General features: G+C 49.8%; 25 protein-coding genes, 3 tRNA genes and 4 pseudogenes. 10 read left to right on the top strand and 22 right to left on the bottom strand.

What is annotated here, in order from left to right:
• Positions 1-17: 17 nt before the first annotated feature.
• Together araH and AAYN39_RS22445 are read right to left on the bottom strand one after the other, a co-directional pair.
• Positions 18-194: pseudogene (gene araH, locus AAYN39_RS22450) on the bottom strand (L-arabinose ABC transporter permease AraH); the annotation flags it as partial.
• A 234-nt stretch (positions 195-428) separates the two neighbouring features.
• A complete protein-coding gene (locus AAYN39_RS22445) occupies positions 429-986 on the bottom strand; it encodes a DJ-1/PfpI family protein (protein WP_000754799.1) in 558 nt (185 codons plus the stop codon).
• 549 nt (positions 987-1,535) lie between these two features.
• Here AAYN39_RS22445 and AAYN39_RS22440 point away from each other — a divergent pair.
• From AAYN39_RS22440 to ftnA, 3 genes are all read left to right on the top strand, one after another.
• Complete coding sequence (locus AAYN39_RS22440; protein WP_000741707.1) at positions 1,536-2,039, top strand: non-heme ferritin-like protein; 504 nt, start codon at positions 1,536-1,538, stop codon at positions 2,037-2,039.
• 330 nt (positions 2,040-2,369) lie between these two features.
• Entirely contained in the window at positions 2,370-2,705 is a 336-nt protein-coding gene (locus AAYN39_RS22435) for a YecR-like lipofamily protein (RefSeq protein ID WP_000803230.1), read from the top strand.
• A 239-nt stretch (positions 2,706-2,944) separates the two neighbouring features.
• A complete protein-coding gene (gene ftnA, locus AAYN39_RS22430; protein ID WP_000920615.1) occupies positions 2,945-3,442 on the top strand; it encodes a non-heme ferritin in 498 nt (165 codons plus the stop codon).
• Between the two features lie 45 nt (positions 3,443-3,487).
• Here the strand turns inward: ftnA and AAYN39_RS22425 are convergent, their stop codons facing one another.
• On the bottom strand, positions 3,488-3,727 hold the full coding sequence (locus AAYN39_RS22425) for a YecH family metal-binding protein (RefSeq protein ID WP_000377238.1): 240 nt from the start codon (positions 3,725-3,727) through the stop codon (positions 3,488-3,490).
• A gap of 226 nt (positions 3,728-3,953) precedes the next feature.
• On the opposite strand from AAYN39_RS22425, the gene tyrP reads away from it, so the two are divergent.
• Positions 3,954-5,165 (top strand): tyrosine transporter TyrP, encoded by a 1,212-nt coding sequence (tyrP, locus tag AAYN39_RS22420; protein WP_001562965.1) that lies wholly within the window; start codon positions 3,954-3,956, stop codon positions 5,163-5,165.
• A 74-nt stretch (positions 5,166-5,239) separates the two neighbouring features.
• Here tyrP and AAYN39_RS22415 read toward each other — a convergent pair whose 3' ends face one another.
• The 10 genes and pseudogenes from AAYN39_RS22415 to uvrY form a co-directional block, all read right to left on the bottom strand.
• Complete coding sequence (locus AAYN39_RS22415) at positions 5,240-5,905, bottom strand: YecA family protein (RefSeq protein ID WP_000781529.1); 666 nt, start codon at positions 5,903-5,905, stop codon at positions 5,240-5,242.
• Positions 5,906-6,143: 238 nt separating this feature from the next.
• Positions 6,144-6,469: pseudogene (locus AAYN39_RS22410) on the bottom strand (glucose-6-phosphate dehydrogenase).
• 212 nt (positions 6,470-6,681) lie between these two features.
• Positions 6,682-8,121, bottom strand: a complete 1,440-nt coding sequence (locus AAYN39_RS22405) for an SH3 domain-containing C40 family peptidase (RefSeq protein ID WP_077905069.1) — start codon at positions 8,119-8,121, stop codon at positions 6,682-6,684.
• 213 nt (positions 8,122-8,334) lie between these two features.
• Positions 8,335-8,665, bottom strand: a pseudogene (locus AAYN39_RS22400) (hypothetical protein).
• A gap of 249 nt (positions 8,666-8,914) precedes the next feature.
• Positions 8,915-9,001 (bottom strand) — tRNA-Leu (locus AAYN39_RS22395).
• 11 nt (positions 9,002-9,012) lie between these two features.
• A tRNA-Cys gene (locus AAYN39_RS22390) sits at positions 9,013-9,086 on the bottom strand.
• Between the two features lie 52 nt (positions 9,087-9,138).
• Positions 9,139-9,214, bottom strand: a tRNA-Gly gene (locus AAYN39_RS22385).
• Between the two features lie 151 nt (positions 9,215-9,365).
• On the bottom strand, positions 9,366-9,914 hold the full coding sequence (gene pgsA / locus AAYN39_RS22380) for a CDP-diacylglycerol--glycerol-3-phosphate 3-phosphatidyltransferase (protein WP_001160192.1): 549 nt from the start codon (positions 9,912-9,914) through the stop codon (positions 9,366-9,368).
• Between the two features lie 56 nt (positions 9,915-9,970).
• The gene (gene uvrC, locus AAYN39_RS22375) at positions 9,971-11,803 is read right to left on the bottom strand and encodes an excinuclease ABC subunit UvrC (RefSeq protein ID WP_001289473.1); all 1,833 of its coding nucleotides are present in this window, start codon (positions 11,801-11,803) and stop codon (positions 9,971-9,973) included.
• Positions 11,800-12,456, bottom strand: a complete 657-nt coding sequence (gene uvrY, locus AAYN39_RS22370; RefSeq protein WP_044790242.1) for a UvrY/SirA/GacA family response regulator transcription factor — start codon at positions 12,454-12,456, stop codon at positions 11,800-11,802. The genes uvrC and uvrY overlap by 4 nt, the downstream gene beginning before the upstream one ends.
• Before the next feature lie 311 nt (positions 12,457-12,767).
• Here uvrY and AAYN39_RS22365 point away from each other — a divergent pair, with 311 nt between their 5' ends.
• Positions 12,768-12,923 (top strand): hypothetical protein, encoded by a 156-nt coding sequence (locus AAYN39_RS22365; RefSeq protein WP_000546185.1) that lies wholly within the window; start codon positions 12,768-12,770, stop codon positions 12,921-12,923.
• Positions 12,920-13,144, top strand: coding sequence for a DUF2594 family protein (locus tag AAYN39_RS22360; protein WP_000106483.1), 225 nt, complete (start codon positions 12,920-12,922; stop codon positions 13,142-13,144). Before AAYN39_RS22365 ends, AAYN39_RS22360 begins: the two co-directional genes overlap by 4 nt.
• 66 nt (positions 13,145-13,210) lie before the next feature.
• Here the strand turns inward: AAYN39_RS22360 and sdiA are convergent, their stop codons facing one another.
• The 9 genes and pseudogenes from sdiA to AAYN39_RS22315 all read right to left on the bottom strand — a co-directional run bounded on the left by sdiA (position 13,211) and on the right by AAYN39_RS22315 (position 22,020).
• A complete protein-coding gene (sdiA, locus tag AAYN39_RS22355) occupies positions 13,211-13,933 on the bottom strand; it encodes a transcriptional regulator SdiA (protein WP_001157173.1) in 723 nt (240 codons plus the stop codon).
• A 232-nt stretch (positions 13,934-14,165) separates the two neighbouring features.
• Positions 14,166-14,918 carry an L-cystine ABC transporter ATP-binding protein TcyN gene (gene tcyN / locus AAYN39_RS22350; RefSeq protein ID WP_001273033.1) on the bottom strand — a complete coding sequence of 251 codons (753 nt, stop codon included), beginning with the start codon at positions 14,916-14,918 and terminating at the stop codon, positions 14,166-14,168.
• Positions 14,915-15,583, bottom strand: coding sequence for a cystine ABC transporter permease (gene tcyL / locus AAYN39_RS22345; RefSeq protein WP_001158238.1), 669 nt, complete (start codon positions 15,581-15,583; stop codon positions 14,915-14,917). Before tcyL ends, tcyN begins: the two co-directional genes overlap by 4 nt.
• A 20-nt stretch (positions 15,584-15,603) precedes the next feature.
• Entirely contained in the window at positions 15,604-16,590 is a 987-nt protein-coding gene (dcyD, locus tag AAYN39_RS22340; protein ID WP_001128192.1) for a D-cysteine desulfhydrase, read from the bottom strand.
• A 153-nt stretch (positions 16,591-16,743) separates the two neighbouring features.
• Entirely contained in the window at positions 16,744-17,544 is an 801-nt protein-coding gene (gene tcyJ, locus AAYN39_RS22335) for a cystine ABC transporter substrate-binding protein (RefSeq protein ID WP_000761628.1), read from the bottom strand.
• Positions 17,545-17,690: 146 nt separating this feature from the next.
• Complete coding sequence (gene fliZ, locus AAYN39_RS22330) at positions 17,691-18,242, bottom strand: flagella biosynthesis regulatory protein FliZ (RefSeq protein ID WP_000218080.1); 552 nt, start codon at positions 18,240-18,242, stop codon at positions 17,691-17,693.
• Positions 18,243-18,300: 58 nt separating this feature from the next.
• Positions 18,301-19,020, bottom strand: a complete 720-nt coding sequence (locus tag AAYN39_RS22325; RefSeq protein WP_001087453.1) for an RNA polymerase sigma factor FliA — start codon at positions 19,018-19,020, stop codon at positions 18,301-18,303.
• 196 nt (positions 19,021-19,216) lie between these two features.
• Positions 19,217-20,421: pseudogene (fliB, locus tag AAYN39_RS22320) on the bottom strand (flagellin lysine-N-methylase).
• Between the two features lie 78 nt (positions 20,422-20,499).
• A complete protein-coding gene (locus AAYN39_RS22315; RefSeq protein ID WP_000079784.1) occupies positions 20,500-22,020 on the bottom strand; it encodes a FliC/FljB family flagellin in 1,521 nt (506 codons plus the stop codon).
• Positions 22,021-22,276: 256 nt separating this feature from the next.
• On the opposite strand from AAYN39_RS22315, the gene fliD reads away from it, so the two are divergent.
• From fliD to amyA, 4 genes are all read left to right on the top strand, one after another.
• Positions 22,277-23,680, top strand: coding sequence for a flagellar filament capping protein FliD (gene fliD / locus AAYN39_RS22310; protein ID WP_000146805.1), 1,404 nt, complete (start codon positions 22,277-22,279; stop codon positions 23,678-23,680).
• A 14-nt stretch (positions 23,681-23,694) separates the two neighbouring features.
• Positions 23,695-24,102, top strand: a complete 408-nt coding sequence (gene fliS, locus AAYN39_RS22305; protein ID WP_000287765.1) for a flagellar export chaperone FliS — start codon at positions 23,695-23,697, stop codon at positions 24,100-24,102.
• Positions 24,102-24,470: a flagella biosynthesis regulatory protein FliT gene (gene fliT / locus AAYN39_RS22300; RefSeq protein WP_000204899.1), complete on the top strand. Its 369-nt coding sequence runs from the start codon at positions 24,102-24,104 to the stop codon at positions 24,468-24,470. The genes fliS and fliT overlap by 1 nt, the downstream gene beginning before the upstream one ends.
• A gap of 71 nt (positions 24,471-24,541) precedes the next feature.
• Positions 24,542-26,026 carry an alpha-amylase gene (gene amyA, locus AAYN39_RS22295; protein ID WP_000795470.1) on the top strand — a complete coding sequence of 495 codons (1,485 nt, stop codon included), beginning with the start codon at positions 24,542-24,544 and terminating at the stop codon, positions 26,024-26,026.
• Positions 26,027-26,043: the final 17 nt, after the last annotated feature.

The raw sequence follows: 26,043 nt of genomic DNA, 5'->3' as shown, positions 1-26,043 counted from the left end.
ACTGCTGCCAGAAGGATTCAGCCGCGAACCACGTACTGTGCAAAAGGTGAAATGTTGAGCAGGTTCATCGCGTTCTCCACCGTTCCTGATATCAGTACGCTCGCCACCACATATGAGATTTTTCCGAGGCCGCCTCTCAGGAAAACGCCCCCTAATACGCACGCAGAAATAACGATTAACTCATAACCCAGGGAATTCATTGACCTGCTTTAGCGTTTTTTATGTAGGGTAAAATCAAACGATTCTTGTTAGAGAAGACGTAAAACGGTGCACTGTCTTTCATTCATTAGATAAATGCTGATGGCTGGAATAGTTTTAGCGGAAAATGACATAACCCAGAGCGAATTCATCAGCCAAAAGGCAGGAAAGCCAGCACATTAATCCATAACATCAGCCAGCTAATCCTTACGGCCCTGGGTGAATAACGATTACCAGGGATAATAGATATGTTCAGCTTGTTCGCGAACCAGCGCATCGTCTCCCAGCAGTCTGGCGGAAAGGGTTAGCGCGAAATCAAAGACATGACCCAACCCTTTGCCGCTAATTAAATTACCATCTTCAACCACGGGCGCATCCACATAGACACCTTCCGGAACCGCTTTCCACAGGTCGCCGGAACAGACATAACGACGCCCCTTCAGCAATCCGTGAGCACCCAGCACCCTTGCCGCCGCGGAACAGATAGGACAAATTAATTTGCCTGCCGCATCATGACGCGCAACGAAAGCGATCACCGCCGGATTAGCCGCCAGATTAGCGCTCCCCTGCGGACCGCCCGGCAGCACTACCGCATCAAAAAGCGCCTGCTGGCGTTCACTCAGCGTGCTGTCCGCAACCATAGGAATATCATGGTAACTCACCACCGCCCGTGATTCAGCACACGCCAGCGTTTCGACGTCGATATGCAAACGTCGCAGAATATCAAGAGTAACAATGGCCTCTGCTTCTTCAAATCCTGGCGCCAGTAGCACCGCGACCTTTTTCATTGACTGCTCCTTGTTAACGAGTCACCCAGCAAAACTGCGCTCAACCGAATAACGTGCTCGTATGATTAATGATATTAAAAATGATCTACCGCAAAATCGGCTAGTTTATAAAAACAGGCATATTTGCTCTCAACCGTTTATGCGTGTGATATCCAGACTGGCTAATGTTTATTTTATTGAAATTACCATACTTGAAAGGCCTATCTTATGATCTGAAACAATGTTTCATAAACCAGAAAAAATAGAATATCTTTTATCTTTCAAATAGTTATAAGAATGACATACCAAAAATCATTTCTGATGAAAAAATCACACAGCTGAAAATGTAAAAAAAGATAAACAATTGCATTTAAGGATTTTCTTATTTTCATTGACGCGCTATTCTCATTACCGATCGATAAACAGGAAATGAGATCGCATAAGGGACTGGCGGAACGGAGTTCTTCTGCTAAGAGTATTTATTGTGCATAGAGGTAAGAATGTGACAACGATCCGTTGCATTCTCGTCTGTCATGCACATCAACACTTTCTGGAAATAAGGATATTGTTATGGCAGCTGTAGGAATGGTTCAAAAGCTCAACACGCCAATGAATCTTGAGTTTTACGCATCAAATCTTTACCTCCATCTAAGCGAATGGTGTTCTGAACACAGTTTAACAGGTACAGCCACCTTTCTTCGTACCCAAGCGCAAGGCAACGTGACGCAAATGATGCGCATGTTTAATTTTATGAAAAACGCCGGCGCCACCCCTATCGTTAAAGCCATTGACGTTCCGGGTGAAGAGCTCTGCTCTCTGGAAGAATTGTTCCAGAAAACCCTGGAGGATTATCAGCAACGCGCCAGCACGCTGTCGCGTCTGGCAGATGAAGCGAAAGCGCTGAATGATGCCTCAACGCTCGATTTTCTCCATACCCTGGAAAAAGAGCAGCAGCAGGATGGCGTACTTTTACAAACTATTCTCGAAGAAGTTCGCAGCGCTAAACGAGCAGGGCTATGCCTGGCGCAAACCGATCAGCATCTCCTTAACGTCGTGACCTATCAGCATCACTGATAGCGGCACCCCGAGCGACAATATTGAGACGTTATTAGCCGGATAGCAACGCGAAGCAGCTTATCCGGCCTACACCGTTTCTGGTCTGTTTGCCAGAGGTGGCGCCTGCATAAATCATGACGTTTTGCCTACACTACACATTTACGAACACACATTCAAATTTAATGAAACAAAGTTTCATTAAATGAAAAGACGCTCACACATTTTCTGTTCCCGCTGTAAATCCCCTGCCGTTACCTTTAATCAAGGCGAATCCGTAAGTTATTCCAGCCATTGACGGTGCAAGACACGAGGTAGCATGGTCTGATACCGAACTGTCGGAGCGATTTTATGAAGCCTCTTATTTTTACTCTTTCACTGCTAGCCCTGACGGGATGCACCATTACTCGACAAGCGCAGGTCAGCGAAGCCAGCCCGATAAGCGGCATCGTGCGCCTGACGTATAACCAGCCGCTATTTTTTACTTCACGGACAGATGACTATGTATCTCACGGAACCGCAACACGCGAATGCCAGCAGATGGGCTATGCCGATGCCGTTTCGTTTGGTCAGCCGGTAGGAACCTGTAGCATTTATGCGGGCTCGTTGTGTCTGAACACCCGATTTACCCTCTCCTGGCAGTGCCGGGGCGTTTCCGTCCCGCAAATCATGCCGCTTTATTATTAAGGCGGCTGGCTTAACGCCGACACCATGTACAATAGAGGAGAGTGCAGGGTCGCTATTGCCAGCATGAAGGTGCTGGCTTTCCTTTATTTTTATACGCTATACACTGGCGTTAATGCGTTTTATTCCCATTCGTATTTTTAATAATTAAATTTAATATTTTACCTTTTGCAAATAATAAAATAACAAATTATAGTGGCGCCACATTACCGTATATCTTTTGCTATTTGTGGAGCGGAACCATGCTGAAAACAGAAATGATCGACAAACTGAATGAGCAAATGAATCTGGAGTTGTACTCCTCCCTGCTCTATCAACAAATGAGCGCGTGGTGTAGCTATCACAGTTTTGAAGGCGCGGCCGCATTTCTTCGTCGCCATGCGCAAGAAGAGATGACGCATATGCAGCGCCTGTTTGACTACCTTACCGATACCGGAAGCCTGCCGCGCATTAATAGCGTTTCTTCGCCCTTCGCTGAGTACACCTCACTGGATGAACTGTTCCGCGCGACCTATGAGCATGAGCAGCTTATTACGCAAAAAATTAATGAACTGGCTCATGCCGCAATGACCAGCCAGGATTATCCGACATTTAATTTCTTGCAGTGGTATGTGGCGGAACAGCATGAAGAAGAAAAACTGTTCAAATCTATTATTGATAAATTAACGCTGGCGGGAAAAAGCGGCGAAGGGCTTTATTTCATTGATAAAGAACTCTCCACCCTGGATACGCAAAATTAATCCAGCACGTCCTTACACGGTGAGACGCGCTCTCACCGTGGCGTATTAATGGCGGCAGATTTTACTCTCATGCGTTGAAAAACCGTCCTCCACCGCAATAAACTTTCCTTTCGCCGCCAGAAACGCGACCAGTTCCGCCGCCGTCATATCTGATGCTGAACAGGTGTGAAATCGTGCCCGCTCGCCAAAGCGCGCTTTTATTGCCGCCTCCAGCGAGGTATGCGTGTACTGCTCGCCAGACTCAATCATCATGTTGAGTACTTCGTGACCGTGAATGGAATCCATAAGCCCTCCTGAATAAAACTTGTAGCCTAATGTGTCCTTGTGCGAGCGACTTTGCGCTAGCGCAGGTTTGCGGCGGTTGTCCGCGTCTCCTCCCATATTCGCTTTTATGCCCGGAACTGTAAAATTTCCAGTACACCTATTGTAACGACCATTTGACGAAAATAGCGTAATGCCTTACCCTGCGCCGCGGATATCACCGTTCTTTGTTACCGGGGTAGTAGAAAGCGTGAAAAACAGAACTCTGGGCAGTATTTTTATCGTGGCAGGCACCACTATCGGCGCCGGGATGCTGGCAATGCCGCTGGCAGCGGCTGGCGTTGGTTTCAGCGTCACGCTGGGATTGTTGATTGGTCTGTGGGCGCTGATGTGTTATACCGCGCTACTATTACTGGAAGTATATCAACATGTTCCGGCGGATACCGGGCTGGGCTCGTTGGCAAAACGCTATCTTGGACGTTACGGACAGTGGCTTACGGGATTCAGCATGATGTTCTTAATGTATGCGCTCACCGCCGCCTACATTTCCGGAGCCGGAGAATTACTGGCATCCAGTATTAATAACTGGCTTGGCGCCACGCTCTCGCCCGCTGCCGGGGTGCTGCTGTTCACCTTTGTTGCCGGTGGGGTGGTGTGTGTGGGCACCTCGCTGGTCGACCTTTTTAACCGCTTCCTGTTTAGCGCGAAGATCATTTTTCTGGTCATCATGCTTGCGTTGCTCACGCCACATATTCATAAAGTAAATCTTCTTACGCTTCCTTTACAGCAGGGGCTGGCATTGTCCGCCATACCGGTCATTTTCACCTCGTTTGGTTTTCACGGAAGCGTACCGAGTATTGTGAGTTATATGAACGGCAACATTCGCCGGCTGCGTTGGGTCTTTATGACGGGTAGCGCCATTCCGCTAGTGGCCTATATTTTTTGGCAGCTCGCCACGCTGGGAAGTATCGACTCGCCGACATTCAGAGGGCTACTGGCCAGCCATGCCGGGTTAAATGGCCTGCTGCAGGCGCTCAGAGAAGTGGTCGCTTCGCCACATGTCGAACTGGCGGTCCACCTGTTCGCCGATCTGGCGCTGGCGACCTCTTTTCTGGGCGTAGCGCTAGGATTATTTGATTACCTGGCCGATCTATTCCAGCGCCGCAGTACGGTGTCCGGACGCCTGCAAACCGGGCTGATTACCTTTCTGCCGCCGCTGGCGTTTGCGCTTTTCTACCCACGTGGATTTGTGATGGCATTAGGCTATGCCGGCGTAGCGCTGGCAGTGCTGGCACTACTCATCCCTGCCATGCTGGTCTGGCAATGCCGTAAACAGAGCCCTCAGGCGGGATATCGTGTGGCAGGCGGCACGCCAGCGCTGGCGCTGGTGTTTATCTGCGGCATTGTCGTGATTGGCGTCCAGTTTTCGATCGCACTGGGGTTCCTGCCCGATCCAGGTTAACGCCAGGCAAAGATTACCGGGCCCGGACGCCGTCCAGGCTCGATAATCATCACGCTATGGCCGTTTACGAGCCATTAATGCAGGCAGCACTGCTTAAATTTTTTGCCGCTCCCGCATGGACAAGGATCGTTACGCCCCACTTTCACCTCCGCTTTTATCGGCATCTGTAGCGGCGTCGTGTGCGGATGCGCCATCCACCAGGCATGCAGCTCAAGCGCCGCGATACGGATAGCGTCAACGCTTTTATCGAACGCTTCCGGGCTCATTTTATCCAACAGCGCAAAGTTTTCTTCCGTGCCGTGTAAGGCAATCGCTTCCAGCGCCGGTTTTAGCGTATCCGGCAAGTCAGACCAGTCGGACAGCGACACTCCGCGCATGTAACCAAAGCACCATTCTTCAACAATCGTTAATTCATGGCCATCAACTTCTCGCAGGCCAAACAGCGGCTCGAACTGTTCTGGATAGTCTTCAAGCCGGGCGGCTGTGTCCGCCATGTGCTGGAATACCAGATCCATAAATCGCGTCATTTCTTTTTCAGATGTCCAGCGCGGTACGTACGCGGGTCCCCCCCATATCGCGACCAGCCACTGTTCCGGCTCGATGGGACGCGGAGAACTTAGTACCGCAGTAATCAGACCGTCCAGCTCCGCGACATCCAAAATGACCTGATCGGTATTGTATTTCGTCAGCACATCATCCAGCCATTCCAGCTCGTTCTCGTTTAATGGTTCCATTTTCATAATGCTTTTCCTCAGTGATGACTTCCGCCTGTAGGCCTCTTACATTGCAGCGGATAAAAATAATTTTTTTGCAGGCAGTTTGGATGGCAACCATCAGGGGCCAGATTAACACGAAATGAGGAGGATTCCGGAAGTTAACGCACAAAAGGAGGATCAGGGCGCAGATTTTCCGCCAGGAAGCGCTCGCCCCACACAAAAGTGAGAGATAGGTTTCTCGCTATATTATACTCATGCTAACTTATACCACCGCCGCGGACAGATAAAACCGCCCTCTCAAATAGAGCTTATTTTCAGTAAAAAAGTGTTTAATGAGTTCGTCTACCGCTTCTCTGTCAGCAGAAAAGGTTATTTCCATAAACAGCGTATCGTACCCTATTTTGATATTTTTTTCTTACAGTAAACACGGATCTCATCTTGCACACTCAGCAACGGCAGGCTAAATGTGTATAGCGGTTGCGGTTCTTTTTTCGCCGCTTTCTCAAAAACTTTAGTGACCAGATCCCCAAGATCGCGCTCTGACCGGGCACCGTTATTAAAATGCAATAAATTACGTCTTTTTACCACCCAGCCTCCAGCCAGATACCGCCAACAATAACTCTCACTTCAATGTGTGAGGCACATAATCACATCCAGAATCAGCTCCAGATAGTATTTCAAATAAACAGCCCGCACTATAGCGTATACTTTTTTCAGACACAGTTTACAGGGATACTATCTTTATATCCACGCGCACGGTTGCCTTAATCATGTCTTCCGCGATAACACAGTTTGTCAACCTATTCTATATAACCAAGCTTAAACAGAACCTTACCAGCCAGCGATATCAGCTCAGGATTTTCAGGATAAAAACGCAGTAACGGCAAAAATACCGCCTCACCGATAATGCTCCGGCTATTAGCATGGTTTGGGCGCAATCCCCAGATATTCTGATAAGTCATCGGCACGACCTGCCCATTCATGGTTGTGTTACCGATATACAGCATAATATGCCCTGGAATATAGACCAGCGTAGTAAACGCTTTTCCGTATCTGGTGAGATAATCGATCCGCATTTGGGGATTTTTATGACTAAGATCGACCACCCGTCCAGCAGACTCTACCTGCGCGGATGAATGTCTGGGCAGGAATATGCCAAACGGCATTAACAGGCTGCGGACTTCGGCTGAACAATCATTATAAAAGTTAAAATTTCCCCAACCGTAGGGGGCGCCGTGCATTGCTTTCATTAGCACGGCGATATTTTCCGGCGTCATTTTCCACGGCATAGCCGTAAACTCGTTACCGCTTAGCCAGACCCAATGGATAAACGCGCGACCGTTGCTGCCGCGAACTGGCGCCGCAATCAGGAACTGGCCCGCCCGTTGATGTCGGAACGGTAAAATAGTACCCGGTCGCCCGGTGAAATAATAGACGCCTGCGGCATGGACAGAAACCGGCGCGTTGATAAATGCCCCCAGTTGCTTGTGAGCGAGCAAAACCCACTGTGTTATAAATTTCTGATCCGTACTGGCAATATCTTCACTGTGAACCCAGCCAGTTACCGCTGGTGAAACGACATATTGCCAGCGTTGGTCTTTGCTCTTCGTCAGCGTATAGACCGGCGTACCGGGACGCAGCGAAGACATTTGTAAATTATCAAACGGGTACCCCTCGCCCGCCTGACGGGGATCGTTAAAGAGCGGGTCGTCCGTTGGCAGCGCTCTGACTAAACTTTCTCTGACCATAATGCCTCGCCGGGAGGCATGATAGATATTGTCAATCTGCGTATCCGTATTCCCTCTAACCTCCTCTTTCCAGCGAGAGGTATAAAGTCTGAAGTTTTCCCCCCAATAAGCACTGCCGTCGCTAAGAAACTGCTTAATACTGGCATCCCGGGCCTGTGCTGCGTTTTTTTTCAGCAATGCGGTAATATAAAAATCATTCCACGGCGAGTGCGCTTCACTGTCCATTCCGAAATAATGAGATTTTAGTGCGCTAAAGTAGCGTTGTTGGGTAGCACTATCAATAACCGGAATAGTGTAATCAGCCGAGTCCGGAGGTATCCATTTATCAACCGACTGTGAATAATCCGCTAACGGAAAGCGTGTTTTTGTCGGGTCAATATAGCTCCCTGTGAGAATTTCATCTTTGGCTGTTGATCGGTTGGTCGTCTGGTGGCAAGCGGTGAGGCACAATGGTATCAATAAAACGGCCCAGGTTTTCTTTTGCATCATCATCTCCGTAAAGCGGGGAAAGCATAATATAGAGACTGACCAAAACCGCCATTCACGAAAACCCGAAATTATCTGTAGTTGACCTGTTATTAAGACAATATTGCAAAACGTGATTAAAGCATGAAGCGGATCACATTACCTAGTGATGAATATTAGTTCGCTATCTACCTTTAATTAAATTGTGCAGAAAATACCCCTGAACAGTTATATACTCGTTTAATTTGCATAAATACTCCACTGGCCTGCCCCTGTTTTTTTCAGACAATACATATTGTAGCGCGTCAGTTCTACTTTTTTTATATACTCTGCAAAGTCATTTGCATCGACGTAGCCAATAAAATTATGTGCATCACATGTCGAAGAGGAAAGCTCACCGGGAAGAGAGTAGGTTACGATTGCACTCTCAGGCTCATACAAAATAAAAAAGTAGCAAAGCGCAACTTACAATCCCAATATTAATGAAGCTAATAAATAATTTTGCATTATCGGTATATTTCACTGGCAGACCTACTCTCTTTAATAAAGCAGGCATAAAACATATCAGCATTTTTTATAGAGATTAATGGATTTTATCGGCTGATTTACCCGACGTTTAGTATTTACCAGGCATAAGTTCTTGCGGGTCGGTAGCACATAACTGTTGTACTGGCAGAAATGCCGCTACCGATGTTTTTTACTGTGTATCGCGCTGGAGAGTTCACGCTCGCGGTCGGCATACAAACTGAAAGCACAAAAAAACCACCCGTAGGTGGTTTCACGACACTGCTTATTGCTTTGATTATTCTTGTCTTTCCCATGGTACCCGGAGCGGGACTTGAACCCGCACAGCGCGAACGCCGAGGGATTTTAAATCCCTTGTGTCTACCGATTCCACCATCCGGGCTCGGGAAAAATTGGAGGCGCGTTCCGGAGTCGAACCGGACTAGACGGATTTGCAATCCGCTACATAACCGCTTTGTTAACGCGCCAAATTTTTTTGGCTTTTCAGCCAGCATCCGCTTTACGCCAATGCTTTTAAACTGGAGCGGGAAACGAGACTCGAACTCGCGACCCCGACCTTGGCAAGGTCGTGCTCTACCAACTGAGCTATTCCCGCAGTATCAAGCAACTTTGTTAATCGCTTGATTTTGTTATCGTCTGGCAATCAGTGCTGCCGTCCGATGCGTTGCATTCTACTTACCTGACGCACTGAGTCAACGATATTTTTCGTCACTCACGATCGTTTGCTGAAATTTGCGGCGAAACGATCACTGATCAAGCAAATCTCCGCGTGCAGCGCTCAAATATTGCAACATGGACCACAATGTTAGCACCGCTGCGACAAAGAAAAGCGCGATCCCGGCATACTCTACCCAGATATTCGGACGCCACAAGAGCCACGCCAGCGCCACCATCTGCGCGGTAGTTTTGACTTTACCGATCCAGGAGACCGCTACACTACTGCGTTTGCCCAGCTCCGCCATCCATTCACGCAGAGCAGAGATAATAATTTCGCGGGCGATCATCGTCGCCGCAGGTAACGTCACCCACCAGCTATGATAATGCTCGGTGACCAGCACCATGGCGATCGCCACCAGCACCTTGTCGGCGACGGGGTCGAGGAAAGCGCCGAAACGCGTACTCTGGTTCCAGCGTCGCGCCAGAAAGCCGTCAAACCAGTCGGTAATCGCGGCAATACAGAAAATCAGCGCGCTGACCATCGGCGCCCAGGCGAACGGCAAATAAAACACCACGACAAAGAATGGAATCAGGATGACGCGAAACAGCGTGAGCAACGTAGGGATATTAAATTGCATAGTGACGGGTAACTATCTGTTGTCAGTGAAATTACCCCTATGTTGCTACAGTGGCCTCAATGTTTCAACGACCAGAAGATCTTTTCTGCCAGACCTTGCGAAATACCCGGCACTTTTGCAATTTCTTCTACGCTGGCGTTACGTAATCCTTGCAAACCGCCCATATATTTCAGCAGCATCTGGCGACGTTTAGGCCCAACGCCTTCAATAGTTTCCAGCGTACTGGTATTTTTAACCTTCGCGCGTTTTTTACGGTGCCCGCCGATCGCGTGATCGTGCGACTCATCGCGAATATGCTGAATAACATGCAGCGCCGGCGAGTCCGGCGGCAGGCTAAACCCCTCGCCTTCCGGTTCAAAAAAGAGTGTTTCCAGACCGGCTTTTCTGTCCGCGCCTTTGGCGACGCCGAGCAGCAAAGGACGATGCTTATCCCAGGGGACATCCAGCTCAGCGAAAACGGCTTTCGCCTGGGCGAGCTGCCCTTTTCCGCCGTCGATCAGAATAACATCCGGAATCTTACTTTCTTCTATGGCCTTGCCATAACGCCGACGTAGCACCTGATTCATCGCCGCGTAGTCATCACCCGGCGTGATGCCCGCGATATTATAACGACGATACTCGGCGCGTAACGGCCCGTTAGCGTCAAATACCACACAGGATGCGACCGTTTGCTCCCCCATGGTATGGCTGATGTCAAAACATTCCATCCGCTTGATCGCAGGAAGTTTTAATACCGTCGCCAGCGCGGTCAAACGCTGCGTGATGGTGGACTGCTGCGAAAGTTTAGTGACTAAGGCCGTTGCCGCGTTGGTCCGCGCTAGCTTGAGATAGCGGGCGCGATCGCCGCGCGGTTTTGTCTGGACATGAATACGCCGTCCGGCAAGCTCCGACAACGAATCGGCCAGCAGCGTTTTATCGCTCAGATTAAAATCGAGTAGTATCTCGCCCGGTAGCGTGCGCATCTGGCTACCCTGCAGGTAAAACTGCCCGACAAAGGTTTCCACCACTTCGCCCAGTTCCGTACCGCCAGGCACTTTTGGAAAATAGCTGCGGCTGCCCAGTACCTTACCCTGGCGAATAAACAACACATGCACACAGGCCATACCCGCATCAAAAGCCACACCGATAACGTCGAGATCGTCGCCCGCATTGGAGACAAACTGTTTCTCCGTGACCCGGCGTACCGCCTGGATCTGATCGCGAATACGCGCCGCCTCTTCAAATGCCAAATCCTGGCTGGCCTTTTCCATCCGGGCAATCAGCTGTGTTAAGACCTGGTCGTCCTTGCCGGACAAAAACAACCGGACATACTCCACCTGTTGCGTGTACTCCTCCTCGCTGACCAGTCCTGCAACGCAGGGGCCTAAGCAGCGGCCAATCTGGTATTGCAGGCAAGGACGCGAGCGGTTGCGATACACGCTGTTTTCGCACTGGCGGATAGGGAAAATTTTCTGTAACAGCGCCAGCGTTTCCCTAACGGCATAGCCATTAGGAAATGGACCGAAGTACTCGCCTTTCGCATGTTTGGCGCCACGGTGCATCGCCAGACGCGGATGGGTATCGCCGCTCAGAAAAATAAAAGGATAGGATTTATCATCACGCAACAACACGTTGTAACGCGGTTGATACAACTTGATGTAATTATGCTCAAGCAGCAGCGCTTCCGTTTCGGTATGCGTTACCGTGACATCAATGTGTTGAATTTGCGCAACTAGCGCTTCGGTTTTACGCGAAGCCAGGTTGCTGCGAAAGTAGCTGGAAAGACGCTTTTTCAGGTCTTTTGCTTTACCAACATAGATAACCGTACCGCCGGCGTCATACATACGATAGACACCGGGTTGGCTGGTAACGGTTTTCAGGAACGCCTTTGCGTCAAATATTTCACTCACTGGCTTGTTAACGTCTCCGCATTACACAGGCCATGGCGGATTGCCAGGTGAGTCAGCTCAACATCACCATGAATGTTTAATTTACTGAACATACGATAGCGATAGCTGTTCACCGTTTTAGGACTGAGATTCAGCTGTTCTGAAATCTCATTGACCTTCTGGCCCTTGGTGATCATCAGCATAATCTGCAACTCGCGTTCAGACAAACTGGCGAACGGCGTTTCCGTTTTTGCAGGCTCAATCTGACTGAGCGCCATCTGTTGAGCGATATCGGAGGCGATATAACGTTGTCCGGAATACACCGAACGAATAGCGCTCACCACCTCCTGAGGCGCAGCGCCTTTGCTGAGATAGCCAGCTGCGCCAGCCTGCATCACTTTGGCGGGCAACGGGTTCTCCGTATGGACGGTCAGCATGATCACTTTGATATCCGCTGTCGATCGGGCAATTTTACGCGTCGCCTCAAAGCCGCCAATACCGGGCATGTTCATATCCATCAGCACGACGTCAACGGCGTTAGTACGGCACCATTTTACCGCATCCTCTCCGCAGCACGCTTCACCGACAACTTTAATGCCCTTTATATCTTCAAGAATGCGTCGTATCCCTGCGCGCACCAGTTCGTGGTCATCAACAAGAAGAACGTTGATCAAAGGAATATCTCCAGAATAGGGATAACGCTACTGATAGTTAATCGCCCTTATATTAGCTGGTTTTATCTCAACTTTGAAACGTAAAAAAACACCGGGTATTCGATTTTGCTCTCGTTTTTGGAAATTATGTTGTACGTCATGTGGCAACTGCCAACGTTGTAGCCCCTTCTGACGGCGCTGTTCCGGGCTGCTATTTCATAATGGTGACAAAAATTTCACGTTCCGCTGTCTAAACACTAATTAGGGAATCAACTTTGTAACAATAATTAACGAGTAAAATACGCGTAATAAACAAAGAATGAAGAAAATATATGCATCACGCGGCAACGTTTATTTTGTGGGTAACCCCTCTGCTTTTTGATCAAAAAACAACCACTGCTATTTTTAGCGTAGCTTATGGTATACTCCGCCGCCTTAACATCTGCTATCGCACATTTTCACTGAAACATAACGAGGAAAATAAATGAGTACGCCTGATTTTTCCACCGCTGAGAATAATCAAGAACTGGCTACTGAAGTCAACTGCCTGAAAGCCATGTTAACGCTGATGCTGCAGGCGATGGGCCAGGCCGATGCAGGGCGCGTGATTCTTAAAATGGAAAAACAGATCGCGCAGATGGATGATGAAGCACAAGCGGCGGTATTTTCCAGTACGGTTAAGCAAATTAAACAGGCTTACCGCCAGTAGTAAAAAACCGGCTGTTAGCATCGCTTTCAGCCGGTTTCGCGTCTGGCGCGAAGCATCGTCAGCACGTCATATCAGACCTGTCGCCGCAGCGTAGCAGGCAATCTGTGTTTTATTTGGCGCATTGAATTTCTTCTGCATGTTTTTCTGATGGAAGTTAACGGTATTTTCAGAAATCGACAGAATAATGGCGATCTCCGATGAGGTCTTCCCTTCCGCCGTCCACTTCAGAATCTCTTTCTCACGTTTACTGAAACGCATCTCAGGCGCCATCACCATGTCGTCTTCAAGTCTTGTCAGCGCCGAAAGACTCTCCCGCGCCAGCAGTTGCAACCTCAGCTCCACTTCATCGTAGGTAAACGAGGAGCAGCGTAAACTGCTACGGGAGAAAGATAAAAAGCCCAGCGCCCGGTTCGGCAACATCACACACTGGGTTACGCCTCTGCGTAATCCGAAACGCTGGGCGGCATCCCACATCGCCTGCGCTTCATGAAATAGCACGTCATCCCAATGTAAATGACCCTGCCTGAAATTTTCCGGCTTTAATACCGGATCAATCGCGAAATAGTTTTCGGACTGATAATGCGTTACCCACGCCTGAGGATAAGTGGTACGAAGCGATATTTTAGGCCGGGTAAAGGGAACGGGATGACGAACACACAGGGCATAATAATCAAATTCCAGCCGCTGTGTCTGATATTGCAATTCAGTATAAACATCCTCTGCTGCCGCCATCTCCTGAAAGCGTAACAACATTGCGCGTCGCCAGGTGAAGAAATCATTTTCCTGCATATTTTATGGTCACGCCTTTGATATTGATAATCATTATTATGAATGACTTAAATTAACACATAAATGGTGTTTATATATAAGGAATATCGGACGAATCATAGAATACTTGAGCGGCATTACAGTTTTTCGACTTCCGCCAAAGAGCGAGGTTAATAATCTGGCAGAATGACTTCATAATTATTCATTGCGCTCGCCCGAGGCACGGCTAATTCGGGCGAGCGTTGAAAAGGTATTATTTCACTAAAAATTTCTCAAGGAACTGGCGAGTACGCGGATGCTGAGGATCGGCGAACAAGGTTTTCGCCGGCCCCTGTTCGACGATTTGCCCCTGATCCATAAATATTGCCCGGTCAGCCACGTCACGCGCAAAGCCCATTTCGTGAGTGACGATCACCATCGTGCGCTTTTCCTGCGCCAGCTGGCGAATCGTATTAAGCACCTCGCCGACTAATTCAGGATCAAGCGCCGACGTCGGCTCATCAAACAGAATCACTTCCGGGCGCATCGCCAGCGCGCGCGCAATCGCCACGCGCTGCTGTTGCCCGCCCGACAGGCGGCGCGGATAACGGGTCTCTTTACCGGCCAACCCGACTTTGGCTAACAGTTCCCGCGCCAGCGCCGTCGCCTCAGCTTTCGGCTCTCCCTTTACAATCACCGGACCTTCAATGATATTTTCCAGCACGGTACGATGCGGGAACAGGTTAAAACTCTGAAAGACAAAGCCGACATGCTGACGTAGCTGGCGAATCAACCCTTTTTGCTGGCTGAATGGGCGGGCGGTATCGATGATAATATCGCCTACTTTAATGGTGCCCGCTTCCGGTTGTTCCAGCAGGTTAATACAGCGTAATAACGTTGTCTTCCCTGAGCCGCTCGGGCCGATAATGGCGACGACTTCTCCGGGCTTCACCTCAAGGTCGATACCGTGCAGCACCGTTTGACCATGAAATTTTTTGACCAGGTTGGTGACTTCGATAGCACTCATTTTGGCTCTCTCTCCTGGCGGTTAAGCTGGTTTTCGAAATAGTTTTGCAGTGCCGATAAGACGGTCGCCATTACCCAGTAGATTAACGACGCGGCCAGATACATGGTAAACACCTCCAGCGTTCGCGAGGTAATTAACTGCGCCTGGCGGAACAACTCCGGCACCTGAATCGTCGCGGCGAGCGATGTATCTTTCACCAGGCTGATAAAGCTGTTGCTCAACGGCGGAAGCGCGACGCGGGCCGCCTGCGGCAAAATAGCGCGGCGTAGCGTTTGCCACGGCGTCATGCCAATGCTCGCCGCCGCTTCCCATTGTCCCTTGTCGATAGCCGAGATCGCCGCGCGCAGCGTCTCGGACGTGTAAGCCGCGGTATTGAGCGATAAACCAATCATCGCCGCCGGGATAGGGTCCAGCTCAATACCAAATTGCGGCAGGCCGTAATAGATCATAAATAACTGGGCGATAAGCGGCGTACCGCGAAAAATCGAGATATAAAAGCGCGCCAGCCAGCGAACCGGCCATAGCGGAGACATCCGCATCAGCGCCAGCACAAATCCCAGCAGCAGACCAAAAAACATACCGCCAATACTCAGTTGCAGGGTAAAGACGGCGCCTTTAAGCAAATACGGCAGCGATTCAATAACCAGTTGGATACTTTCTTGCATTCGCGTTGATTACCTGGAGGTTATACATGAGGATGGTAGGCAAACAGCGCAGGCGCCCCACCGGTATGAATAAAGAGAATCGGCCCGTCATCGTTAAAGCGTTTCTGGCTGATGCCATCTATCAGACCCGCCATCGCTTTACCGGTATATACCGGATCCAGCAGCACCCCCTCCAGGTTCGCCAGCAGTTTCACCGCCTCCATCCCCGCGTCATTTGGCACGCCGTAACCCGGGGCAAAATAGTCATCCCATAAATGAATATCCGCCGTCGCCGTCAGCGCCAGCTGGCCGGCAATAGCCTGCTGCAAGGCAATCACTTTGGGTTTCTGCTCGGCGACAGAACGTGAAACGGTCACGCCAATCAGTTCGACATCCGGCATCAGATGTTCCAGCCCGACAGCTAACCCGGCGTGCGTTCCGGCGCTGCCGGAGGCCACCACCACCGAAGAGAGCCCGACGACCTCTTCACACTGCTGGACGATCTCCAGGGCGCTCTCTACGTATCCCATTGCGCCCAACGCGCTGGAGCCGCCGACCGGAATCACATAGGGCCTGAACCCTTGCGCTTCAATGCGCGTCGCCAGCGTTTGCAGCTGCGCATCCGGATCGGTTAGCGCATCGCACATCTCAATTTGTGTATTAAATAAATCCAGTAACAGGCGATTACCATTCGTCAGGTAATTTTCCGCGGTGGTACCGATTGGATTTTCCAGCAAGGCGACGCAATGCAGCCCCAATTTGGCCGCAACCGCCGCCGTCTGACGGACATGGTTTGACTGAATCGCCCCTGCGGTTATCAGCGTATCCGCCCCTTCTCGCAGCGCGTCGGCCACTAGAAACTCCAGCTTACGCAGTTTATTGCCGCCCATTGCAATGGGCGTAACGTCATCGCGCTTAATGTAAATCTCACGGCCAAGATAATCAGACAATCGCGGCAGGTATTCGAGCGGGGTCGGCGCGCCAATAAGCTCCAGGCGAGGAAAGCGCGTTAAGTGATGTAGTGGCATTGAGCCTCCGGTAACGTTGTGGTGTGTTCTTTTTATTATGCACGTTGATCTAATGGAAATAAAAAAGGCGCCGATTCACGCGCCTCCGTTTGCTGACATAGTATGAGGTTGATATTGCCCGGCGGCGCACTACCTGCCGGGCAACGTAGAGCATTATTGGGTCACGTCAGCGCCAAACCATTTTTCGGAGAGCGCTTTTAAGGTGCCATCTTTTTGCATTTCCGCAATGGCATTATCTACCGCCTTCAGCAAATCTTCGTTGCCTTTACGTAACGCAACGCCGGACTCCTGACGCGAAAACGCATCACCGGTGACGGCCAGCGTACCTTTGGTTTTTTTCACCAGATCCAACGCCGCCAGACGATCGACTAAAATCGCGTCAATACGGCCTACGCGCAGATCCTGATATTTTGTAGGATCATCGTCATAGGTGCGGATATCCACGCCCTGAACATGTTGACGTAGCCACTCTTCATAGTTAGTCCCCAGCCCAACGCCGACTTTTTTGCCCTGCAGATCGGCCGCCGTTTTGATCGTGCCTTCATTGCCTTTTTTCACCAGCGCCTGAACGCCGGAGACAGTATAAGGCGTAGAGAAATCATATTTTTTCTTGCGGACGTCTGAAATCGTGACCTGGTTTATCACTACATCAATGCGTTTAGAGTCCAGCGACGCCAGCATTCCGTCCCATTTGGTCGGCTTCAACGACGCTTTAACGCCCAGATGTTTTGCCAACGCCTCGGCGAAATCGACTTCAAAACCGGTTAATTTGCCGTCGTCGCCCTGAAAGCTAAACGGCGGATAGGTACCTTCCAGCCCTACCAGCAGCGTGCCGCGTTCTTTAACTTTGTTCAGCAAACCCTCATCGGCAAAGCTCTTCGCGCTCATTCCCGCCACCAGCGCTACAGCCATTACTCCCATCAGTGCCTGACGTCCCAGCAGTGCTAATTTCATAGTAACCCCGAATATTGCCGTTAATGACCATAGACTGTGTCCCGCCATGGCGCATCGTCACGTCTCGCGAACCTTTGGGGGACTCAGCCTAATGTAGAAGGTTTGCCACGTTTCACCAACACGACTCTGCTACATCTTATGCTTTTTTAATATATATCAGAACTGGCGGTAAAGGGGGATTTCTGTCTGGGCGCAATCTGCTGATGCGCTTTATATTGCTGGTATTTACGCAGTGCGATACGGTAATTATTGGTGCTGGTTTCCGGCAACCATGGCGCCAGGCTTTCATCGAGAAAACCGTCCTGCAGCAGATCGTGGGAAATGTTTTGCTCGCTGAGGTAATTGCCAAGACGTCGTAAACGCACGACATATTCCCGCACCGTGCCATGGCTCATCTCGGTTTGTTCAAACAAATACTGCTTGAAACCGATAATATCGAAAAAATCACTCTGCTTTTTGCAGTGCAAATCGCCGCAAAAGCGACACAACGCCACCCACTCCTTCTGCTCCCGCTGCCAGGCAGCGTCGTCAAGTAGCATATCCAGCTGTGAAATAGCGATTTTATTAACGATCTTGCCACGGCGAACCAGCGTAATGCGGTCGAGCAATTTGTGACAATGCGCGCAATGCGTCTGGCTGTGTTTAAAGTCTTTAAGATAGCGGCTCAAGGGCCGCCTTTTAGGTTGCTGCACCGTCATGAGAACTCCTGGTAGTCTATATGTTGTGCGGCACTTTTCGGGTGCGATCATGCGCTACCTATAACTTACCCAGTTTGGTGCGTAATCGTTTGATGGCCTGACTATGCAACTGGCTGACCCGCGATTCGCCGACTTCCAGTACCGCGCCAATCTCTTTGAGATTGAGCTCTTCCTGGTAATACAGCGTTAACACCAGTTGCTCGCGTTCCGGCAGCGATTCAATCGCATCCATTACCCGCTGTCGCAGGTCGCCCTCCAGCAGTTGATGTAACGGGTTTTCCTGTTGATGTTCTTCAGTCACCAGTTCGATGCTATCGCCATGCTCTTCCCGCCACTCATCGTAAGAGAAAAGTTGGCTGTTGTTGGTATCGAGCAACATCTGACGATACTCCGCAACAGGGATGCCAAGACGTTCCGCCACTTCGGTTTCCGTCGCATTACGCCCCAGTTCCTGCTCCAGTTGTCCCATCGCCTGCGCCACTTCGCGGGCATTACGCCGGACGCTACGCGGCACCCAATCGCGGCTGCGTAATTCATCCAGCATCGCCCCACGAATACGCTGCACTGCGTAAGTGGTAAATGCCGTTCCTTGCAAAGCGTCATATCGGTCGACCGCATTTAATAACCCGATGCCGCCCGCTTGTAGCAGATCGTCCAGTTCCACGCTCGCCGGCAATCGCACCTGCAGGCGCAATGCTTCGTGACGCACCAGCGGTACATAACGCTGCCACAGCGAGTGTTTATCCATTACACCTTCAGCGGTATACAGTGAATTCACGATAAACAGCCCTGCGTTAAATGAGTTATCGGCATGATTATCCGTTTCTACAGAGGGTTCTATCGAAGGAATAAGGCTATAAAAGAAGGGTTATTTCACTTATGTAACCTGTAGCGCCTTTTTAGCGGTTCAAAGAGCAGAATAAAATCAGCCAGATAGGATAAACGGGATGCGCAAAAGCCCACCCCGAACAAAACTATGTCAGAAGATGAATCATCGACAGATCGTCGCCAGTACGCACCGTTTCTATATGGCGATGAAAATTCGCCGCCACCTCGCTGTTATGCTGGCTGCGGGAGTGAAAGCTATACACAATATTGGTAACGTCATCCCACTCAAGCCGCCCGCGCTCATGCACGCTGGCTGCCGTTAATAGCTTAATAAAGGCATATTCCGCCACGATAATATACAGCGCGCGTAACGGGTCGACATTCGGCTGGTTGGGGAAATTATTTTCCCAAATTTTATAGAGAATTAAATTTCTGAAAGCCCAGTTCTTCTGCTGCTCATCCGCCTGTAAACAGCGCGCTAATGAGGACTCAATATCGCTAACCTTCTGCTCCATTGAAACGCCCTCTTCCGCCGTCAGCACCCGCAGAAGACACTGGATATAGTGATCGAGGATAACACTGCCACGACTAAGCGGGAGCGAGCGGAAATAGTTCTGCATCTGCAATACCAGCGAGGTTTTTACCTTGCTGTCCGGCGCGATATTCATCAATTCCTGCGCCAGCACGCCGGTCTGCAACTGCTCAAGTAACGCGGCATACACCTGTTCCAGTTCACCCAGCGCGGCATCATCAATTTTGGCAAATTTATGTGCATACATGACGAATTTAATCAACCCATAGAGCGCCGTTTCCGTACTGCTGTTGGCATGGTTGATCAGACTCAGGCAAAACAGATTGAGTAACTTTTGCTGCGGTGAGAATAACGGCGCAGTATTGAATGTCTGCTGAATGATTGTTTTTTCGCCGAGCGCCATTGCGTCAGGATCGTTTAAAATGCGGGACGTTACCTCCGGACAGGCAAGACTCAGGGAGTTACGTACCTCATTTTTATAGGTATGGTGCGCCCGTGGGAAAGAGGAACAGGTATGACTTAATGCCTTTGCGCCTAACGTTTTTGTACCCGGCACAAACGGTCCTCATCCAGATAAGGGCAACTTCCCAGCGCCGAAGGCAGTTTAATTTCCCCCCAATGATTATTGTTCTTTTTCAGCAGAATAATATGGTCTTGCGCGATGGTACGAATCGTCGTGTCTTTACTGGCGAGATACTTTTTAACCGTCGTCTTATCCAGCGTGATTTTCCAGCCCTTACAACAATGGTCGCGACAGGCCGAGCCAGAACAGGAAAAGCGGGTGACAAAGGCAGGTTCAGTGACGGTGATTTCTTTCATTACACAGGCTCCGGAATTAAAAAAGGCAGCTTTCGCTGCCTTGATTGTGTACCACGTGTCGGTGAATCAATCGCCGGATTAACGCAGTAAAGAGAGGACGTTTTGCGGAACCTGGTTCGCCTGCGCCAGAACGGAGGTACCGGCCTGCTGCAGAATCTGCGCGCGAGACATGTTGGAGACTTCGGTTGCGTAGTCGGAATCTTCGATACGGCTACGGGCAGAAGACAGGTTATTTACGGTATTGCCCAGGTTGGTGATAGCGGAGTTGAAACGGTTCTGAACCGCACCCAGGTCAGAACGAAGTGTATCAACCTGTGCCAAGGCAGCATCAATTTTCTGCAGTGGGTTTTCAGTCTTATCTGTATTAACCTCTTTAAGCTCACCGCCTGTTCTGAAGTTATGTTTGTCAAGGTCGCTTGCTAAGTAAGTCTTACCATCGGTAGCAGTAACAACTTCAGATTTACCATTTGCGCCACCAAATTTCACAGCTCCAGTTTGAGCAACGCCAGTACCATCTGTATAAGTAGTGGTTTTAGCAGTAATTGCACCTGTTTTCTCATCATATGTAGCGGCATAGAAATCGTCGCCCATTTTCACTGCATAGCCACCATCAATAACCTTACCGTTTTTATCCTCAAACGATAGTTTTACAAGGCTAGTATTGTCCTTATCGGCGCCAGTAACCCCTGCTGCAGCAAGTTGAGCCGCAACTGTGGTCGTATCAACACCCTCTTTTGTTACTTCAGCAATTTGGTTGTGGGTTATAGTGGCCGTTCCCCGAATAGCTGTAGCTTCCGCAGTTGCCAACGGAGTTTTATCAGTCGTATCAATATTAACTTTCTTTGTAGTTTCATCATAAGTGGCTTTATAAACACCAGCAGAAGCACCGCCTTTAACATCTAAATAGTATTGACCATCTTTAAATTTGATATCAGCCCCAGTAACCCCCGTTGCACCACCGCCAATTGCAGTTTGGATATCAGTATTGCTCTGGGCTGTAATAGGATCTGTACCATTTTTATAGGTAGTTTTATCAACGGTTACAGCAGTTTCTTTCGGGGTGTAGGCATCTTGGACATTAAGCTTATCAAGTCCCAGTGTTTTAGAGCTGATTTCTTTTAAATCAATATCGATAGTTTCACCGTCGTTGGCACCAACCTGGATGGTCAGGGTGTTGTCCTGCGCCAGGACTTTCACGCCGTTGAACTGAGTCTGGCCGGATACACGGTCGATTTCGTTCAGGCGCTGGGTGATTTCAGCCTGGATGGAGTCGAGGTCAGACTGGGAGTTAGTACCATTCGCAGACTGAACCGCCAGTTCACGCACACGCTGCAGGTTGTTGTTGATTTCGTTCAGCGCGCCTTCAGTGGTCTGCGCAATGGAGATACCGTCGTTAGCGTTACGGGAAGCCTGAGTCAGACCTTTGATGTTCGCGGTAAAACGGTTAGCAATCGCCTGTCCTGCCGCATCGTCTTTCGCGCTGTTGATACGCAGACCGGAAGACAAACGCTCGATAGCAGTGCCCAGTGCGGACTGGGATTTGTTCAGGTTATTCTGGGTCAACAGCGACAGGCTGTTTGTATTAATGACTTGTGCCATGATCTTTTCCTTATCAATTACAACTTGATGTTATTGGGCTGTTGCCCACGGTTTCTCACCGTAACCCTTGTATCGGCACCTGAATTTCGAACTTTAGAAAATTTTTCACTTCCCCCGATCTTTTTCTTAGGCGGCGAAATAGCCGCTTTATGCATCATTATTCCGCGCATTATTTTTGCAAAATTATCATTAAACTTTGCCTCCAGATTGCCGATAACGCGCTTAACTACTGTTTGCAATCAAAAAGGAAGAAGGCATGGCTTCAATTTCATCATTAGGTGTGGGATCAAACTTACCGTTAGACCAGTTGTTGACAGACCTGACAAAGAACGAAAAAGGACGCTTAACGCCAATTACCAAACAGCAGAGCGCGAATTCGGCAAAGCTAACCGCCTATGGCACATTGAAAAGCGCATTAGAAAAATTCCAGACGGCAAATACCGCGTTAAATAAAGCGGATTTATTTAAGTCTACCGTGGCGTCCAGCACGACAGAGGACCTCAAAGTCAGTACTACCGCAGGCGCTGCCGCAGGGACTTATAAGATTAGCGTAACCCAGCTTGCCGCCGCGCAGTCGCTGGCGACAAAAACCACCTTCGCAACCACCAAAGAGCAGTTGGGCGATACGTCGGTCACATCCCGGACAATTAAAATTGAACAGCCGGGACGTAAAGAGCCGCTGGAAATTAAGCTGGATAAAGGCGACACCTCCATGGAGGCGATCCGTGACGCCATTAATGACGCCGACAGCGGTATCGCCGCCAGTATCGTTAAGGTCAAAGAGAACGAATTCCAGTTGGTGCTTACCGCCAATAGCGGTACCGACAATACGATGAAGATCACGGTGGAAGGCGATACAAAACTTAACGATCTACTCGCTTATGACAGCACCACCAATACCGGCAATATGCAAGAGCTGGTGAAAGCAGAAAACGCGAAGCTGAACGTAAACGGCATCGACATTGAGCGTCAGAGCAATACCGTAACCGACGCCCCTCAGGGAATTACACTCACCCTGACCAAGAAAGTGACCGACGCGACCGTGACGGTGACGAAAGATGATACCAAGGCGAAAGAGGCGATTAAATCCTGGGTGGATGCCTATAACTCGCTGGTGGATACTTTTAGCTCATTAACTAAATATACCGCCGTTGAGCCGGGCGAAGAAGCCAGCGATAAAAACGGCGCGCTGTTAGGCGATAGTGTGGTTCGTGCTATCCAGACCGGGATTCGGGCACAATTTGCCAATAGCGGCAGTAATTCTGCGTTCAAAACAATGGCGGAAATTGGCATCACCCAGGATGGGACTTCCGGCAAACTGAAGATTGACGATGATAAGCTGACCAAGGTACTGAAAGATAACACGGCCGCAGCGCGTGAGCTGCTGGTAGGCGATGGTAAAGAAACGGGTATCACCACCAAAATTGCCACCGAAGTGAAAAGTTATCTGGCGGATGACGGCATTATTGATAATGCGCAGGACAACGTTAACGCCACGCTGAAAAGCCTGACAAAACAGTACCTGTCCGTTAGCAACAGCATCGATGAAACCGTTGCCCGTTACAAGGCCCAGTTTACCCAACTGGATACCATGATGAGTAAGCTGAATAACACCAGTAGTTATTTGACCCAGCAATTTACAGCTATGAACAAGTCCTGATAACAGAGGTCACCATGTACACCGCGAGCGGTATCAAAGCTTATGCGCAAGTCAGCGTGGAAAGCGCCGTGATGAGCGCCAGCCCGCATCAGTTGATTGAAATGTTGTTTGATGGCGCGAATAGCGCTCTGGTGCGCGCTCGCCTGTTTTTAGAACAAGGCGATGTTGTCGCGAAAGGTGAAGCGTTAAGCAAAGCCATCAATATTATCGATAACGGGCTGAAAGCCGGCCTCGATCAGGAAAAAGGCGGTGAGATTGCGACGAATCTTTCCGAGCTATACGACTATATGATTCGCCGTTTACTGCAGGCTAATTTGCGTAACGACGCTCAGGCCATCGAAGAAGTGGAAAGGTTACTCAGCAATATTGCAGAAGCCTGGAAGCAGATTTCACCGAAAGCATCTTTCCAGGAGTCTCGTTAATGACCTCAACCGTGGAGTTTATCAACCGTTGGCAGCGTATTGCGCTGCTCAGTCAATCGCTGCTTGAACTTGCGCAGCGAGGTGAATGGGATCTCTTACTGCAACAAGAGGTCTCCTATCTGCAAAGTATTGAAACGGTGATGGAAAAGCAAACTCCACCGGGCATTACGCGAAGTATTCAGGATATGGTCGCCGGATACATCAAACAAACGCTGGATAATGAGCAGCTCCTGAAAGGGCTGCTGCAACAGCGACTGGATGAACTGAGTAGTTTGATCGGACAATCCACCCGCCAAAAATCACTCAACAACGCTTATGGCCGTCTTTCCGGTATGTTACTCGTGCCAGACGCACCTGGCGCCTCATAATATTTTCCCGTCTCGTATGAAAATTCTTCCATACTCCAGAGGTCGGCTAAACGACTTCTGGAGCACGGAAGATGAAAAACCCCACGTTATTGCAGTACTTCCACTGGTATTATCCCGACGGAGGAAAACTCTGGTCTGAGCTGGCGGAACGTGCTGATGGGCTGAATGATATCGGTATCAATATGGTCTGGCTACCGCCCGCCTGTAAAGGCGCCTCCGGCGGCTATTCCGTAGGCTATGATAGCTACGACCTGTTTGACCTCGGCGAATTTGACCAAAAAGGAACTATCGCGACAAAGTACGGCGATAAACGCCAGTTACTGACGGCGATAGACGCGCTCAAAAAAAATAATATTGCGGTGCTGCTCGACGTCGTCGTGAACCACAAAATGGGCGCAGACGAAAAAGAACGTATTCGCGTTCAGCGCGTGAATCAGGATGACCGCACGCAAATTGATGACAACATCATTGAATGCGAAGGCTGGACGCGCTACACCTTCCCTGCCCGCGCGGGCCAGTATTCCAACTTTATTTGGGACTATCACTGTTTCAGCGGCATTGATCACATCGAGAATCCCGACGAAGACGGCATTTTTAAGATCGTCAATGACTATACCGGCGATGGCTGGAACGATCAGGTTGATGATGAGCTGGGTAATTTCGACTATCTGATGGGGGAAAATATCGATTTTCGCAATCACGCGGTTACGGAAGAGATTAAATATTGGGCTCGTTGGGTCATGGAACAAACCCATTGTGACGGCTTTCGCCTGGACGCGGTAAAACATATACCCGCCTGGTTTTATAAAGAATGGATTGAGCATGTACAGGCGGTTGCGCCAAAACCGCTGTTTATTGTCGCAGAATACTGGTCGCATGAAGTGGATAAACTGCAAACGTACATCGATCAGGCCGACGGGAAAACCATGCTGTTCGACGCGCCGTTGCAGATGAAATTTCATGAAGCCTCGCGCCAGGGCGCGGAGTATGACATGCGCCACATTTTCACCGGCACGCTGGTAGAAGCCGACCCTTTTCATGCGGTGACGCTGGTCGCTAACCACGATACACAACTGTTACAGGCGCTGGAAGCGCCGGTAGAACCCTGGTTCAAACCATTGGCCTATGCGCTGATCCTGCTTCGTGAAAACGGCGTACCGTCGGTGTTTTATCCCGATTTATACGGCGCCAGCTATGAGGATAACGGCGAAAATGGCGAGACCTGTCGGGTCGACATGCCGGTGATTAACCAACTGGATCGGCTGATCCTCGCTCGTCAGCGTTTTGCGCACGGTATACAAACACTCTTTTTCGATCATCCCAACTGTATCGCCTTTAGTCGCAGCGGTACTGAAGAGAATCCAGGCTGTGTGGTCGTACTTTCCAATGGCGACGACGGTGAAAAAACCCTCCTGCTCGGCGACAATTACGCTAACAAGACCTGGCGTGATTTTCTGGGAAACCGCAGTGAGCATGTTGTAACTAATGATCAAGGCGAAGCGACGTTCTTCTGCAACGCAGGCAGCGTCAGCGTGTGGGTCATTGAGGACGTGTGATGAGCGTTCCCGGCGGC

The organism is Salmonella sp. K21076, from assembly GCF_039650795.1.
Taxonomy (GTDB): Bacteria; Pseudomonadota; Gammaproteobacteria; order Enterobacterales; family Enterobacteriaceae; genus Salmonella; species Salmonella enterica.
Note: the sequence above shows the minus strand (reverse complement) of the source record. Positions and strands in the feature narration are given on the sequence as shown.